Here is a 14079-nt window from a genome sequence, read left to right on the forward strand (position 1 = left end):
TTCTCCGATGAATACAGGTCGGAAACATTCGCTGGACCGAACGAATCGGCCGTCGCAAGGTGGTGGGGTGCTCAACGAACCCCCCGCCCGGTGGTACGCGAGGTCTGCGCCCCGTACCGCCACAGCCCATCCCGCCGCCCCGGCCGCCGTACGGGAGTTCCACGCCTCCTTGCCGGGTTACGCGCCGACACGACTGGCCGAACTCCCCTCGCTCGCCCGCGAACTGCGCGTGGGACGCGTCTTCGTGAAGGACGAGTCGTCGCGTCTGGGGCTCCCCGCCTTCAAGGCTCTGGGCGCCTCCTGGGCCATCCATCGCGCGCTCTCCGAGCGCGGTGGTGTCTCCGGCCCGCTGACGCTGGTCACCGCGACCGACGGGAACCACGGCCGGGCCGTGGCCCGGATGGCCCGGCTCCTCGGGCATCGCGCGCACGTCTTCGTCTCGGCCGGCGTCCACCCCGGTGCCGCGGACGCGATTGCCGCCGAGGGGGCCCTGGTGACACGGGTCGACGGCCCGTACGACGACGCCGTACGGCATGCCGCCGCGCTCGCGGACGGGGCCACGGACGCGCTGCTCGTCCAGGACACGGCGTGGCCCGGCTACGAACGCGTCCCCGGCTGGATCGTCGAGGGCTACTCGACCCTCTTCCGTGAGATCGACGACCAGCTGGCCGCCGCCGGGGCGCCGCGGCCGGACGTCGTCGCCGTGCCGATCGGCGTCGGCTCACTGGCCCAGGCCGCGGTCACGCACTACGCGGGCCCCTTCGGCCCGGCGCCGACGCTGCTCGGGGTGGAGCCGGTGGGCTCCGCCTGCGTGCTGAGTTCGCTGCTGCGCGGCGAGCGCACCAGCGTGCCCACGGGCCCGACCATCATGGCGGGCCTCAACTGCGGGACGCCCTCCACCCTCGCCTGGCCCTTGCTGCACGAGGGACTCACCGCGGCCGTCGCCGTCACGGACGAGCAGAGCGCCCGAGCCGGCCACGCCCTCGCGGCACTCGGCGTCTCTTCGGGCCCGTGCGGCGCGGCCTCACTCGCCGGCGTCCGCGCCGCCGTACGGACCGAGGACCGCCGCACCGCTCTCGGGCTCCGCCCCGACGCGACGATCGTCCTCCTCAGCACCGAGGGCACGGCCGCCAACCCGCACCACCGTGGCCCGTAGGGCGGTCACGCGCGCTCGGGCACTTCCACGATCACCAGGGTGCCTCGGCTCCCGGCGCGGACGGCGTGCCGGGAGCCGGCCATCACCACCTGCATCCCGCCCGGCCCCACCGTCACCTCGGCATCGTCCACCGTCAGTTCCAGCCGGCCGTCGAGCACGAGCAGCACCTCGGTGGTGGCGTGCACCTCCTCCTCGACCGGCAGTTCGTCCATGCGCAACACCTTGACGCACGCCGTTCCCACCTCGGCCAGCGCACGGGACCTCCACGCCCCCGGCAGCGCCTCCGCGGTCCGGAACAGGTCGACCGCACTCATGACATACCTCCCAGCGGGCCCTCCGCCCGTCCGGGAGGAGTCCGCGTCTCGATCAATGGATGCTGGGAAGCTATCCGAACAAGGGCACCGGTTGATCGACCGTTCGGTAAAACCTCTCCGGGTGCCCCGGCCGTGGGACGGCACCGCCCTGACCGGCCACCCCGAAACAGCCTTCTTCATTGCCCGAGGCGCATGCCGGACCGCGCGGAGTTACGATATTTGCGAAAACAACTCCCTCCGCACGGATTGCCACCACTCGTGTCGAGGAGGGCACATCATGGCCCAGGATCACGGCGACCGGCAGCGGAACCAGCCCGGCCCCGAAGCCGAGAAGCCTCTGCGGATGGTTCCCGATGTGGGGGAACACACCGATACCGAGGGTGTGCTGCGGAAATACGTCGACCCGGGAGCGACGCTGGAACGCGCGCCGACCGCCCGGAAGGCCATCGAGCAGTTCATGAGGGCCCGCACGGGCGATCTGAAATCCGGCGGGATCGATCTGCGGGAAGTCGAAGCGAGTGAAGGCGCGGCGACGCTGAGGATCCGCTACCAGCAGTTCCACCACGACATCCCGGTGTCGGGCGCCACTGTGCAGGCCGTGGCCGATGTCGGACAGGCCGGCGTCATTCAGGTCGACCACGGCGGGGAGCTCGACATGACGGGCGCACCCGATCCGGGCGACGCCCGCGCGCCCGACGCTCTCGAACACGTCGCGCTCGCTCCTTTCGAGGAGGAATTCGATGCCGCCGCGGTGGTCAAGGAGGAACTCGCCTACATCCGGGACACATCCAGGCCCGCCCTGCCGGAGACCGGCTATCCCAGCGCCTCGACCGCCCTGCTGCGGAAGGGCAGAAGGCCCGACGACGCACTGCATCTCGTCCGCGATTTCCTCGTGGAGACCACCGGGCCCTTCGAGCACTTCCGCGTCGTGGTGGACGCCATTTCCGGCGAGCTGCTCTGGATCGCGCTCGAGGGCAGGTACGTGGCGGCGACCCTCAAGGTCTTCTCACCGGACCCGGTGACCGAGTCGGACGACGGCACGCTGCACGGAGGGTCCAGCGCGGCGACGCTCGACGCCTTCCGGCACGACGTCCAGGCCGAGGTGGCTCCCGCTGTCGGCGGGAAGTTCCGGCTGGACGGTGAATGGATCCGCTGCAAGGACTGGGACACCCCCACGTTCGCGCAGCCGCAGGAAACGGCGCCCAGCTTCGCCTACCGGACGTACCCGAGCGATCGCGCCTTTCTCAGCGCGAACGCCTACTACTGGCTCGACTCCACCGCGCGCTACCTCCGCGATCTGGGGAACGCGACGCTGAACGCCAACATGGTCAAAGTCGATGTCGACGCCCAAGGGGTGAACGGCGAGGACCAGAGCGAATGGCTCGGCGGGCTGGACCCCCCGCGGATCCGCTTCGGCGAGGGCGGCGCACCGGATGCCGCCGACTTCGGTGTCATCGTCCACGAGTACACCCACGGCGTGTTCGACTGGCTCGGTGCGAACCACGGTGGATCGGGGTCCTACGAGCACAGCGTCTGCGACGCCCTGCCCGCGATCTACCGGGACAGGTTCAACACCACCGGGAACCGGCGTGCCGAGACGTTCCCGTTCGACAACAACGCCACCAACCAGTGGAGCACGGAACGCCGGCTCGACCGCACCGAGCGGTTCGACGACGCGCAGTTCGGCACCTACGGACCCAACCTCCGCAATTCGATGCTCGGCACGGCACTGTGGCGGTGCTACCTGGGCATGGGTGGTGACTCCTCCGATCCCGCCGAGCGAATCGAGGCGGCCGATGCCATGATTACAGCGATGCTGGAGATGTTGCTGGTCGTGCCGGACAGCCAGTCCACCGGCCGGGCGCATGCCGCAAGCATGGCCCAGGGCTGCATCACGGCGGACACGGCGCTCACCGGTGGCCTGTTCGGCAAGGTGATGGACGAGGCCTTCATCGGCCAGGGACTGTGGGCGCGACGGCCGGTGGACGTCTTCATCGCGGACAACCCGGCCGACACCGGGGCCCTGCCCAGCCCCCGCCCTCAACTGGCCTCTCCCGGCATCTGGGTCCGCAACAACGCCATCGATACGGGCGACGATCCCGACCTCGGCCATCAGGCGCCCGTCGACGACCAGCCCAACCACGTGTATGTGCGCGTGCAGAACCGGGGAGCCCAGGCGGCGGCAGGCGGAGCGTTCCGGCTCGAGGTCTTCCGGTGCGACCGGAGCTCCGGGATGATCTGGCCGACGCACTTCCGGTCGATCGGCACGCTGGTGATCGATCAGGCCGTTCCGGCCGGCGGTTCGGTGCGCGTCGGCCCCGTGGTGTGGACGCCCCACGCCGGGGATCACGCGTTCCTGGCAGCGGTCGTGCACGGCGCCCCGGACCCGGCCGTCACCGCCACGCTCAACGGACCGGTGCCCGCCGACCGCGTTGTCCGGTTCGACAACAATGTGGGGCTGCGCGATGGGGCCGCATGAACAGCCCTGCACGTTCGAGGGCCGGCCGTTCCCCGTCCCCGACAAGCGCCGGCCGCCGAGCCCGGCCGTACTGCTCGCACCGGCCGAACGGGAACGGATCGGCACGCTGCGGGACGAGTTCACGGCGGCACTCGTCGAATCGGTATCGGCAGAGACTCTCCGGGCCACGGTGGAAGCCCTCGCGGCCTTTCACACCAGGCACACCTTCTCGCCGCACCTCGCCCAGGCCGCCGCGCACATAGCCGACCGGTTCACGACGGCGGGATACACGGACGTGGCCCGACGCACCTGGTCGCATTCCGGCCACAGCGCGGACAACGTCGTCTGCACCAAGCAGGACACGACGAGCGGCGAGCCCGTCGTCGTCGTGTGCGCCCATTACGACAGCCGCATGCAGGATCTGGACGACGCGACGGCACGGGCTCCGGGAGCCGACGACAACGGCAGTGGTGTGGCGGCGATCCTCGAGATCGCCCGTCTGCTCGCGCCGGTCGCCCTGTCGGCCACGGTCCGCTTCGTGGCCTTCTCCGGGGAGGAACAGGGCCTGTGGGGATCGACGGCGTACGCGGCGGAGCTCCAGGCCACGGGCGCCGACGTCCACCGGGTCATCAATCTGGACATGATCGGAAGGCCGCCGGCCGACGGTTCCGTGACGGTGGAGCGCGATCTGGGAAACGCCGTCCCGGGCAATGACGCCGCCTCTCAGGCCCTCGGTGCGGTGATGGCGCAAGCCGCGGCCTCCCATACGGCGCTGCCGGTCAAGCTCGGCCCCATCTATGCCAGCGACTACATGCCCTTCGAAGCACGCAGCGACGTCACGGTCGGCGCCTACGAAGGCGAGGGGAACCCGCACTACCACCGGACGTCCGACAAGCCTGCCACGCTCGACTACGGCTACCTCGCCGCCGTCACCAGGACGGTACTGGCGACCCTGCTCGCCGAAACGCTCCGGAGGGACGGGTGAGGAGCCGTCAGGCCTACGATCGGCGCATGGCCAAGCATGCTTCGGACTCGCCTCTGTCCCTCTGGTCCCGGGACTCCGTGCTGTCGATCGGTTCCGTGGGCTCGGTGCTCTCGATCGGCTCGGTCGGATCCGTCCTGTCCATCGGCTCGATCGGCAGCGCCCTGTCGCTCGGCTCGATCGGCTCCGCGCTGTCGGCCGTCTCGGCCGGCTCCTGGTTGAGCACCGGCTCGCTGCTGTCGGCGCAGTCACGGTGGTCCGTACTGTCCTGGCGGTCGAACCGGGGCTTCCTGGCCGCGGGGGCCGTGACGGCCGTCGCCTGCGCGGCGGCGCTGGCGGGCGAGCGCCGGCGCCGGGCCGGGTAGGGGGACGTGGCCGGTGCCCTCCGGAGTCCTCCACGGTCGTCCGGAGGGCACGGTGTCATACCCGCCTCCTCCTCAACGGCGGTAGTACAGGTGCCACTTGTAGTCGTACTGACCGTGGTTCTTCTCCTCGTGCTTGCAGCGGTACTCCCGCCATTTGCCGTCGGTCCTGCCCTTCTCGCCGGCCTTCTTGCAAGCCTCCTCGTCGTCGTACCAGGCACCCGGCTTCCAGTCGGCCTTCGCCTCCTCGCCCGCGGAGGTGCTCGTCGCGCTCGGGCTGGGGGACTCCTCCGACGGAGCCGCGACCGCCGCCCCCGCCGTGCCGGCGAACAGCAGTCCCACGGTGGCCACCGCCACCGCCGGGGCAAGGCGGAAGTTCCTCGATTTCACGGGGTATACCCTCTTTCGTTTTGAGCGGTTGCCCCGATAGTGGGCTCGGAACCGCGCCGTCGGTAGCGGATGCCGCGGGCGCGTAGGAGTGGGGTTTGCCGCACGTCCCGCGCGGGCGGGTTCGAACCTCACGCGGCGCGGTCAGCGGAGTGGAATCAGGCGAGCTGGCGGGCGGCGAAGGCGAGCTTGCCGGGGCTGACGACCGTACGAACCCCGCCGACCCGGCCGTCACGGATCTCCGGCACGACGACGGCGAACAGCGCCGGGCCCGCGAAGAGCACGGCCGCCCACTCGCCGTTCACCTCGGCGAACTCGGCCCTGATCCGGACTCCTCCCGGCCGGACGCCCACACCTACGCCCAGCAGGTAGCGGAGCACCTTCTCGCGTCCGACGACCGGCCGGCGTGCGGCGGACACCTGTCCGCCGCCGTCGGCCCAGGCGACCACGTCCTCGGCCAGCAGCTGTTCCAGCCCGGCGACATCGCCGTCCAGGGCGGCGGCGAAGAAGCGCTCGACGATCTCCCTGCGCTGTCCGTCGTCGACGTCGAAGTGCCTGCGCGGCGACTGGAGCCGTTCGCGGGCCCGGCGGTGCAACTGCCGTGAGTGGACCTCCTCGATACCGACGGCCTCGGCGATCTCCCGGTGGCTGTGCCCGAAGGCTTCACGCAGGACGAACACCGCGCGCTCGGCCGGAGTGAGCCGCTCCATGAGGGTGAGCAGGGCGAGCGACACCGACTCGCGCTGCTCGGCGGTCTCCAGCGGGCCGAGCCGGTCGGCGGCGGCCGTACGGGTGAGGACCGGCTCGGGGAGCCAGGGCCCCACGTACAGCTCCCGCCGGGCACGGGCGGAGGTGAGGTGGTTGATGCAGAGGTTCGTCATGACCTTGGTGAGCCAGGCGGCCGGTGTGCGGATCCCGGCGGGATCGACCGTGCTCCAGCGCAGATACGTGTCCTGCACGACGTCCTCGGCTTCGCTCGCCGAACCGAGCATCCTGTACGCGAGCGCGAAGAGCCGGGGCCGGTGCGATTCGAACTCCTCGGGGGCTTCCATGGTCATGTCCGTAGCATGCCAGGCGTTGCCACGTCCCCTGACGGGCAGTAAGGTCGGTCGGGTGACTGCCGGGTCGGCCATGGGCCATACACGAGTTGGGTCCCCGGCCTCGGCGTGAGTTCGAGGCGGGCACGGGGCCCGCCCATTCCTCCGCGTCTTCGCTTCCCTGAGAATCCCGAGACCCGGAGATACACCACGATGCCTCACGCCCAGTCCCCGCACACCACCGAGCTGCCGGAAACCGCCGTCCAGCTGAACCACACCGCTGTCTACGCCAGTGACCGGCAGTTGTCCGCCGAGTTCATCGCCGCGATCCTGGGGCTGGAGGTCGGTGCGCCGTTCGGCCCGTTCCTGCCCGTCGATCTCGGCAACGGCGTGACGCTCGACTACTACGAGATGAGGGACGAGCCGATCCAGTCGCAGCACTACGCGTTCCTCGTGCCCGACGGGCGGTTCGACGCCATGATCGACCGCCTCGAGGCGGTCGGGGTCACCTACTACGCCGACCCCGCCCACACCGACCCCGGCCGGATCAACAACCTCTTCGGCGGCCGCGGCGTGTACTTCGACGACCCCGACGGCCACAACATGGAGATCATGACCCGGCCCTACGTCCGTCCCTAGGGCGTGCCGCCCCGCCCCGCGGGCCCGGCTTCCGGCGCGTCGAGGACCGGGACCGGGCGGGGGCGGCTGTCGGCGTCGATGGCGACGAAGGTCAGCTGAGCGGTGGCGACTTCGGCCGTGGGCCCGGAGGCGTTCCACCGCTCGGCGGTGACGCGGACGCCCACGTCCATCGACGTGCGTCCGGCCCGCTCCAGCTCCGCGTGCACGGTGAGGAGGTCCCCGGCCCGTACCGGGGCGAGGAACGCCATGCGGTTGACCGAGACGGTGACCGCCGGGCCGTTCGCGTGGCGCCCGGCGGCGGCCGCCGCGGCGTCGTCGATCAGTTTCATGATGACGCCGCCGTGGATGGTGCCGTAGAGGTTGGTGTCGTGCTCGCTCATGATGTGGGCCAGCGTCACGCGCGAGTCGGCCGGGGACTTGTGCCCGGGGCCGGCGGCCAGTTGGGTGTCGATGGTCACGGAACTCTCCTTCGCGAGTTCTCGACGACCCCGCGGGCGGGATCCGCGCGAAGGACAGGAAGGTGCCCCCCCCTGCCGCCGCCGACCCGCCCTCGAGGTCCCGGTGTAACCGCGCCCCACGGTGGCGCGCGGGCAGTGGCAGGTCTTCGGACTCGCGGGCGCGCCTGCTCTTCGAGCCGGGCTCCTACAGGCCGTCGCTTCCCGGGCCCGGCCGGGCCCAGTGCGGATGACGGCGGTCGTTCCCACTCACCGCTGCGGGGCAGTCCCGGTCTCCCACCGGGTTCCCTCTTACGACGCCCCGCCTGGCGGACGGGGCGAACCGACTGCACCGCCAGCCTACGGCAGCACACGGCACCCGGTGTCAGCCGCGGGTGAAGACCAGGCTCACGTTGTGCCCGCCGAAGCCGAAGGAGTTCACCAGGCCCGCCGACCAGTCCCCGGCACGGCTCTCGCCGCGGACCACGTCCAGGTCGACGGCCGGGTCCGGCGTCTCGAGGTTGCGGGTCGGCGGCAGCATTCCGTCCCGCAGCGTCAGCAGTGCCGCGATGGCCGCCACGGCGCCGGACGCGCCCAGCATGTGACCGGTCATCGACTTCGTGGCCGTCACCGCCGCGTGCCGGCCGATCGCCTTGCCGACCGCCTCCGCCTCCGCCAGGTCGCCCGACTCGGTGGACGTGGCGTGCGCGTGGACGTTGTCGATGTCCCGGGGTACGAGGTCCGCGTCGCGAAGGGCCGTCCGGATGGCATGGACCTGCCCCTCCGCGTCCGACGCGGTGATGTGGTGCGCGCTGGAGGAGACCGCGGCACCCGACAGCCTGCCGTAGGTGCGGGCCGAGCGGGCACGCGCGAACCCGGCGCGCTCCAGGACCACCACACCCGCGCCCTCGGCCATGACGAAGCCGCTGCGGCCTGCGTCGAAGGGACGGGACACCGCCGCCGGGTCTCCCTGGTCCGTGGACAGGGCCTTCATCTGCGCGAACGCGGCAATACAGAACGGGTGCAAGGACGCCTCGACGCCGCCGGCCACCACGATGTCGGCCCGTCCGGCCCGGATGAGGTCGAGGCCCATCGCGATGGCTTCCGCTCCGGACGCACAGGCGCTGACCGGCGTCCGCGCGCCGCCCCGTGCGCCCAGGTCCATGCTGACCCACGCCGCCGGCCCGTTGGGCATGAGCATGGGCACGGTGAACGGGGAGAGACGGCGTGCGCCCGACTTCTCGTAGATGTCGTCCTGCGCGAGCGTGGTGAGGATGCCGCCGGTGCCGGTACCGATGACGACGGCGAGCCGCTCGGGCTCGACCTGCGGCCGCCCGGCGTCCTCCCACGCCTCGCGGGCGCTGACCACCGCCATCTGCTCGCACCGGTCCCACTTGCGGGCCTCCACCCGCTCGAGCAGGTCCGCCGGCTCGACGGGCAGCCGGCCGGCCACCCGCACCGGCAGGTCCGCGGCCCACTCCTCCCCCAGCCCCGTCACACCGGACTCCCCGGCCAGCAGGCCCTTCCACGACCGCGCCGCGCCGACGCCGAGGGGGGTCATCGCCCCCATGCCCGTTATCAGCACCTCGTCGCTGAAGCTCATCCTCGCCCCTCCATGTGTACGTAGGAAATCAACAAGGCGCGAGGTGATCCTCATGCCCCATCAGATCCTTCACAAAGGAGAGACTGCCAGCTTGCCGCCGGGTAACCCGCTCGGTCCGGCCCACCGAATCATCGGCAGGATTCTATGAGGTATGAACAAAGAGGCGGCGCTCGCGACGGCCTCGAGCCGGCCGTGGCAGCCACCGGGCTCGACCGTGATCGCTGTTTACCATGGGGCGTATGAGCAACCGCGTCATTCACTTTCCGGAGCAAGGACTTCCAGGCTCCCTGGTCGCCTACACCGAGGCCGCCGGCCCGGAGCCGGTGGAACTCGAGCCCCGGGGCGCGGTCGAGGTCCCCGACGGGACGCGGCTGGTCTACGCGGCGGACGTCACCGGCGAGAGCCTCGCCGCGTTCGCGACGTTCCCTCCCGACGTCTTCACCGTGATCGACCTGGCCGGCGCCTCCGACGCGGCGGTCGAGGCCGTCAGGGGGCAGCACGGGCTGCGGACCCTCGTCCTGTCGGGCGACTTCACCGACCAGGGCGTCGAGGCGCTGGACGGTCTGACGTCGCTGGCGGATCTCGTCCTGGAATCACCGCGGTTCACCGGCGCGGGACTGGCGGCCCTCGTGGGCTCGCCGACCCTCGCTTCCCTGGAGACCCTGATCCTGGCCGGCGGCGGCGCGTTCGACCCCGCGTCGCTGCGCGCGCTGGCGGGCGCGCACGGCCTGTCCTCCCTCACGGTCGAGAACACGCCGGTCGACGACGCGCTGGCGGACGCCGTCCTCACCCTGACGCCCGAACTGACCGACCTGTCCCTGGCCGAGCGCCCCGGTCACGCACCGGACCCGGCCGTGCTGGAACGGCTGCTCTCGGCGGGGCTGGCCGTCAACGGCGTCGCCGCGCCCGCCGAGCACGCGGCGGCCTTCGCCCCCCTCGCCGCCGCGGCGGCCGAGGACGCCCACCGCGACGAGGACGCGGAGGAGTTCCCGGAGGAGGAGGCACAGGGCGGGGTGCTCGCCGAGGTCACCGACGAGGAGCAGCTGGACGGGCTGCTGTCCGGGCCCACGCCCGTCCTCGTCGAGCTGACCGCGCCGTGGTGCGGACCGTGCCAGGCGCTCACGCCCGTGCTCGAGAAGGTCGTCGAGGAGTACGCGGGGGCCGTCCGGGGAGTCACGGTGGACATCGACGCCGCGCCGTGGGCGAGCGCACGTTTCGACGCGCTCGGAGTCCCCGCCGTCCTGCTCTTCCGGGACGGCACGCCGGTCTCGCGCTTCCACGGCGTGTGGCCACCGCGACGCATCACGGCATGGCTGACGGCCGCGGGCATCCACCCCGCGTAGCCGGCGGCCCCGCGACGCGGTGCCCGCAGGGCGGCCGCACGCGGCTCGTCACCGCTGGTCGAACAGTTCACAGGCAGGTCCCCCACACCGGCGCATTCGCCCGGCGGCTCGTCCCGGCCGCGCCGGTGTGGGCGACGATAGGGCTGTATGGTCGCGAAACTCTTCGCACGACAGCGGCTTCGCCCATCGCTCCCCCTGCCGGCCGGCCTGCTCACCGTCCTCGGCATGGTCGTGCTCTGGCTGACGGCCGCCACGACCACCGCCGCCGCCACCGCCGCCGTCCCGCCCACACGGGCAGGCTTCGTACGGTGTGAGCTGAGCGCCTACGTCAGTGATCTGTACGACATCGATCCCGCCAGGAGCAGGTTCTCCGCACGGTTGTGGCTGTGGACCAGTTGCCCGGACCGGCGCGCCGATCCGCTGCCGCAGGTGTCCTTCTTCAACGCCGACGACCCCGACGTCTCCGAGCCGAACGTGAGCGAGCGGGACGGGCACGTACTGGACCAGGTGCGGGTGCAGTCCACGTTCCGTCAGGAGTGGGACGTACGTGACTTCCCCTTCGACCGCCACCGCATCGAGGTGGTCCTGACGGCGCCTCAGGACGTGAGGCACTTCCGGTTCACGGTGAACAACGCCGATTCCGAACTGAACCCGGAGATCCGGCCGCGGGGCTGGCGCCTGACGGGGTTCCGGCTGGTCACGTCCGACAAGCACTACGCCACCACCTACGGCGACCGCAGTCTGACGCACGGCAGCACCTATCACCGGGCGCGCATTCAGATCGATCTCGAGCGCGCGGATCCGACCACCTTCTGGAAGCTCACCACTCCCCTCTACCTCGCCCTGCTCATCGCCGCCTCCACCTTTCTCGTCTCCTCCCGGCACGAGGTCCTCGCGACCGCCGAGCGCCTGGAAGGCGTCCACAGCCGGCTCGGTGTCCTGGGCGGCGGGCTGTTCGTCGTGGTGCTCAACATGCAGCAGGTCAGCGATGTGATCACCAGCAGCATCGGACTGACCCTCATCGACTGGCTGCACCTGGTCACCCTCGGCTTCCTGCTCCTCGCCGTGGCCGGCACGGTGCTCGCCTGGCGCTGGACCGCACGCGGCGGCGCCGTCGCCCAGGCGGAGCAGGTGAGTCACCGCGGCGCCTGGGCCGGGCTCGGCGTGTACGCCCTGGCCTGCGGAGGTTTGGTGCTCCTGGCGGCCTGCCGGTGAGGCCGGTCAGCCGGCGGTGAGGGTACGTCCGAGGAGGCTCAGCAGGCGGTCCCAGTGACGGTCGAGTCCTGCCTGGTCGAAGGCCGCCGTGTCCGCCATCGTGAAGCCGTGCAGCGTGCCCGGGTAGACCTCGCAGCTGTTGCGGACTCCGGCGTCGTCCAGGGCCGCGCTCAGCCGCGCGACAGCCTCGGGCGGCATCGAGTCGTCCTGTTCGGCGATCCCGAAGTGGACCTCGGCGCTCACCTTGGGGGCGAGCAGGTGGGGGCTGTCGGGCGCGTCCGTGGCCAGGGAGCCGGGGTGGAAGCCGGCGACGGCGACCACCTTCCCGGGGTGGGCCGCCGCGGTCCGCAGGGCGAGCGCCGCCCCCATGCAGTACCCGACGGCGCCGATGGGGCCGGGGCGGACCTCGGGCCGCGCCGACAGGAAGTCCAGGTAGGCCTGGGCGTCGGAGAGCGCGCGCTGCGGGGTGTGCTCGTTCAGCAGCGGCATGATGCGGGCGATGAAGGCCTCGCGGTTCTCCGCGTTCGTCAGGTCGGGGAGCTCGGTGACGGGCGCGCGACCGGTGCGGTAGAAGACGTTGGGGACGAGGACGCAGTAGCCGTGTGCCGCCAGTTGCTCGGCCATCTCGCGGAGCCTGGGCCGCAGTCCGATGGCGTCCATGTAGAGGAGGACGCCGGGGTGGCTGCCGCCGCCGTCGGGGTAGGCGAGGAAGGCGTCGGCCGTTCCGTCGGGGGTGGGGACGTCGAGCATCGTGCCGGGCATGGCGCACCGCTCCTTCTCGATCAGCGTCAGGTGTGGTCGCCACGCTAGCGCGGGGGCGGTCAAGCCCCGCTCATCCCTCCCCGCCCGAGGATCCGGCCGGCCGTGGGCCGGGCGGCACGCCGGGCGGGTGATCCCGGTCGGCCGCCACGCGCGTCACCGACGGCCGGACCGGGCGCCCGGCAAGACTTCCTGTCGTCCGAACCGTCGTCCGACACGACCGGAAGCGAAAAAGGGGACGGTGTCCTGCTCATGTCCATCGAAGAGAACAAAAGGCTCGTCCGCCGCTTCTACCAGGAGATCGACAACGGCAACGTGGACGCCCTCGACGAGCTGGTGGCCGAGGACTACCTCGACCACTCCCCACCGCCGTTCCCGGCCGCGCCCGGCCTCGAGGGACTGAAGCAGACCTTCCGGCTCTTCTGGAAGGCGACGCCCGGCACGCACGAGGTCCAGGACCAGGTCGCCGAGGGCGACAAGGTGGTCACGAGGCTGCTCTGCCGCGGTGTCCACGAGGGCGATCTGCCGGGCATCCCCGCCACGGGGAACCAGCTGGAGATCACGGCGACGGTCATCCACCGCGTCGAGAACGGCAAGCTGGCGGAGAAGTGGTCGGACAAGGACCTGCTGTCCTTCCTCCAGCAACTCGACGTCGTCCCGCCCCTGGGAACGAATCCGCCGGACGAACGGTAGGAACGCCGGGAGCGGCAGGACCGGCGGACGGAACCGGCCATCCGATCACGGGGCCGCGCTGTCCGGTTCTGCCTCTTGGAGATTGTGTGAAGGCCGTCGAGAATTCCCCACCACAACGCCATGCGTCTCGTGTCACGTCAGTGAGGAGAAGCCATGCGCCCGGTGAGGACGGTTCTCGCTCTCGGTCTGTCGGTGCTCGCCGCGGTGGGAGGCGTCGTGGCTCCCGCGACGGCCGCCCCGCCGGCCACCGACTCCGGCGGCAGGGCCATGACCTGGACCCTGCTCGCGGACGGACCCAGCGGAACGGTCCAGGTGGGTGGCGGCCCCCTGAGCAATCCCTATCAGGGGGACACCGCCACGACCACGGCGCTGCCCGTACTGTGCTTGAGGATCGACGGGCGGCCCGTCCCGGACGGCATCACCCCCGGCTTCTACGCCGGCTGGGCACGGGGGGCCGTCGCGGCCACCTATCCGATGCGCGGCACCCGGCTGACCAGCCGGGCGGTGGCCGACGGCGTGTGCGCGAACACCTTCGGCCAGGGATGGCGGATGGCCGAGTTCCACGACGGCCGATACGGGCCCGACCTGGAGAGCTCGGGGGGCTGGAGCTACTGGGCCTACGGCGACGTACCCGCCGGCACCCGCTTCTGGACGGCCATCGACGACCAGCCGGCCAACCCCTGGAACTGACCGGCCG

15 protein-coding genes and 1 riboswitch are annotated in these 14079 nt (G+C 71.4%); of the genes, 9 read left to right on the forward strand and 6 right to left on the reverse strand.

The features are described from left to right. Positions 1-67: 67 nt before the first annotated feature. Entirely contained in the window at positions 68-1156 is a 1089-nt protein-coding gene (locus ACIG36_RS15785; RefSeq protein ID WP_399927166.1) for a pyridoxal-phosphate dependent enzyme, read from the forward strand. Positions 1157-1161: 5 nt separating this feature from the next. On the opposite strand, the gene ACIG36_RS15790 is transcribed toward ACIG36_RS15785, so the two are convergent. Next, positions 1162-1470: a cupin domain-containing protein gene (locus ACIG36_RS15790; protein WP_399927169.1), complete on the reverse strand. Its 309-nt coding sequence runs from the start codon at positions 1468-1470 to the stop codon at positions 1162-1164. A gap of 91 nt (positions 1471-1561) precedes the next feature. Between ACIG36_RS15790 and ACIG36_RS15795 the strand changes: the two genes are divergently transcribed. From ACIG36_RS15795 to ACIG36_RS15805, 3 genes are read left to right on the forward strand one after another with little or no spacing between them, the layout of a single operon-like run. Next, complete coding sequence (locus ACIG36_RS15795) at positions 1562-3949, forward strand: hypothetical protein (RefSeq protein WP_399927171.1); 2388 nt, start codon at positions 1562-1564, stop codon at positions 3947-3949. Next, positions 3936-4913, forward strand: coding sequence for a M28 family metallopeptidase (locus ACIG36_RS15800; protein ID WP_399927174.1), 978 nt, complete (start codon positions 3936-3938; stop codon positions 4911-4913). The genes ACIG36_RS15795 and ACIG36_RS15800 overlap by 14 nt, the downstream gene beginning before the upstream one ends. A gap of 26 nt (positions 4914-4939) precedes the next feature. Next, entirely contained in the window at positions 4940-5275 is a 336-nt protein-coding gene (locus ACIG36_RS15805; protein ID WP_399927177.1) for a hypothetical protein, read from the forward strand. A gap of 72 nt (positions 5276-5347) precedes the next feature. On the opposite strand, the gene ACIG36_RS15810 is transcribed toward ACIG36_RS15805, so the two are convergent. Further along, positions 5348-5662: a hypothetical protein gene (locus tag ACIG36_RS15810; RefSeq protein ID WP_399927179.1), complete on the reverse strand. Its 315-nt coding sequence runs from the start codon at positions 5660-5662 to the stop codon at positions 5348-5350. 155 nt (positions 5663-5817) lie between these two features. After that, on the reverse strand, positions 5818-6717 hold the full coding sequence (locus ACIG36_RS15815) for an RNA polymerase sigma-70 factor (protein WP_399927182.1): 900 nt from the start codon (positions 6715-6717) through the stop codon (positions 5818-5820). A 192-nt stretch (positions 6718-6909) separates the two neighbouring features. Between ACIG36_RS15815 and ACIG36_RS15820 the strand changes: the two genes are divergently transcribed. After that, positions 6910-7335, forward strand: coding sequence for a VOC family protein (locus ACIG36_RS15820; RefSeq protein ID WP_399927185.1), 426 nt, complete (start codon positions 6910-6912; stop codon positions 7333-7335). Here the strand turns inward: ACIG36_RS15820 and ACIG36_RS15825 are convergent. Further along, a complete protein-coding gene (locus tag ACIG36_RS15825) occupies positions 7332-7715 on the reverse strand; it encodes an acyl-CoA thioesterase (RefSeq protein WP_399927627.1) in 384 nt (127 codons plus the stop codon). The two genes, ACIG36_RS15820 and ACIG36_RS15825, sit on opposite strands and share 4 nt — an antisense overlap. Positions 7716-7933: 218 nt before the next feature. Further along, positions 7934-8084: riboswitch (cobalamin riboswitch) on the reverse strand. Between the two features lie 70 nt (positions 8085-8154). Further along, positions 8155-9372, reverse strand: coding sequence for a beta-ketoacyl-[acyl-carrier-protein] synthase family protein (locus tag ACIG36_RS15830; protein WP_399927188.1), 1218 nt, complete (start codon positions 9370-9372; stop codon positions 8155-8157). A gap of 239 nt (positions 9373-9611) precedes the next feature. Between ACIG36_RS15830 and ACIG36_RS15835 the strand changes: the two genes are divergently transcribed. Together ACIG36_RS15835 and ACIG36_RS15840 are read left to right on the forward strand one after the other, a co-directional pair. Next, positions 9612-10715, forward strand: coding sequence for a thioredoxin family protein (locus ACIG36_RS15835; RefSeq protein ID WP_399927191.1), 1104 nt, complete (start codon positions 9612-9614; stop codon positions 10713-10715). 147 nt (positions 10716-10862) lie between these two features. Further along, positions 10863-11930: a hypothetical protein gene (locus ACIG36_RS15840; RefSeq protein WP_399927193.1), complete on the forward strand. Its 1068-nt coding sequence runs from the start codon at positions 10863-10865 to the stop codon at positions 11928-11930. A gap of 6 nt (positions 11931-11936) precedes the next feature. On the opposite strand, the gene ACIG36_RS15845 is transcribed toward ACIG36_RS15840, so the two are convergent. Further along, positions 11937-12692: a dienelactone hydrolase family protein gene (locus tag ACIG36_RS15845; RefSeq protein WP_399927196.1), complete on the reverse strand. Its 756-nt coding sequence runs from the start codon at positions 12690-12692 to the stop codon at positions 11937-11939. A 249-nt stretch (positions 12693-12941) separates the two neighbouring features. Here ACIG36_RS15845 and ACIG36_RS15850 point away from each other — a divergent pair, with 249 nt between their 5' ends. Together ACIG36_RS15850 and ACIG36_RS15855 are read left to right on the forward strand one after the other, a co-directional pair. Continuing rightward, on the forward strand, positions 12942-13382 hold the full coding sequence (locus tag ACIG36_RS15850) for an ester cyclase (RefSeq protein ID WP_399927198.1): 441 nt from the start codon (positions 12942-12944) through the stop codon (positions 13380-13382). A 153-nt stretch (positions 13383-13535) separates the two neighbouring features. After that, the gene (locus tag ACIG36_RS15855; RefSeq protein WP_399927201.1) at positions 13536-14072 is read left to right on the forward strand and encodes a hypothetical protein; all 537 of its coding nucleotides are present in this window, start codon (positions 13536-13538) and stop codon (positions 14070-14072) included. The last annotated feature ends 7 nt before the right edge of the window (positions 14073-14079 follow it).

Source organism: Streptomyces sp. NPDC053048 (assembly GCF_044547045.1).
Classification (GTDB): domain Bacteria; phylum Actinomycetota; class Actinomycetes; order Streptomycetales; family Streptomycetaceae; genus Streptomyces.

What these genes read in the sequence shown, in the direction of transcription:
- ACIG36_RS15850 (WP_399927198.1), top strand. Translation starts at nt 12,942, where the DNA reads ATGTCCATCGAAGAGAACAAAAGGCTCGTCCGCCGCTTCTACCAGGAG.
- ACIG36_RS15830 (WP_399927188.1), bottom strand. Translation starts at nt 9,372, where the DNA reads ATGAGCTTCAGCGACGAGGTGCTGATAACGGGCATGGGGGCGATGACC.
- ACIG36_RS15815 (WP_399927182.1), bottom strand. Translation starts at nt 6,717, where the DNA reads ATGACCATGGAAGCCCCCGAGGAGTTCGAATCGCACCGGCCCCGGCTC.
- ACIG36_RS15835 (WP_399927191.1), top strand. Translation starts at nt 9,612, where the DNA reads ATGAGCAACCGCGTCATTCACTTTCCGGAGCAAGGACTTCCAGGCTCC.
- ACIG36_RS15825 (WP_399927627.1), bottom strand. Translation starts at nt 7,715, where the DNA reads ATGAGCGAGCACGACACCAACCTCTACGGCACCATCCACGGCGGCGTC.
- ACIG36_RS15820 (WP_399927185.1), top strand. Translation starts at nt 6,910, where the DNA reads ATGCCTCACGCCCAGTCCCCGCACACCACCGAGCTGCCGGAAACCGCC.
- ACIG36_RS15800 (WP_399927174.1), top strand. Translation starts at nt 3,936, where the DNA reads ATGGGGCCGCATGAACAGCCCTGCACGTTCGAGGGCCGGCCGTTCCCC.
- ACIG36_RS15855 (WP_399927201.1), top strand. Translation starts at nt 13,536, where the DNA reads ATGCGCCCGGTGAGGACGGTTCTCGCTCTCGGTCTGTCGGTGCTCGCC.
- ACIG36_RS15840 (WP_399927193.1), top strand. Translation starts at nt 10,863, where the DNA reads ATGGTCGCGAAACTCTTCGCACGACAGCGGCTTCGCCCATCGCTCCCC.
- ACIG36_RS15805 (WP_399927177.1), top strand. Translation starts at nt 4,940, where the DNA reads ATGGCCAAGCATGCTTCGGACTCGCCTCTGTCCCTCTGGTCCCGGGAC.
- ACIG36_RS15845 (WP_399927196.1), bottom strand. Translation starts at nt 12,692, where the DNA reads ATGCCCGGCACGATGCTCGACGTCCCCACCCCCGACGGAACGGCCGAC.
- ACIG36_RS15790 (WP_399927169.1), bottom strand. Translation starts at nt 1,470, where the DNA reads ATGAGTGCGGTCGACCTGTTCCGGACCGCGGAGGCGCTGCCGGGGGCG.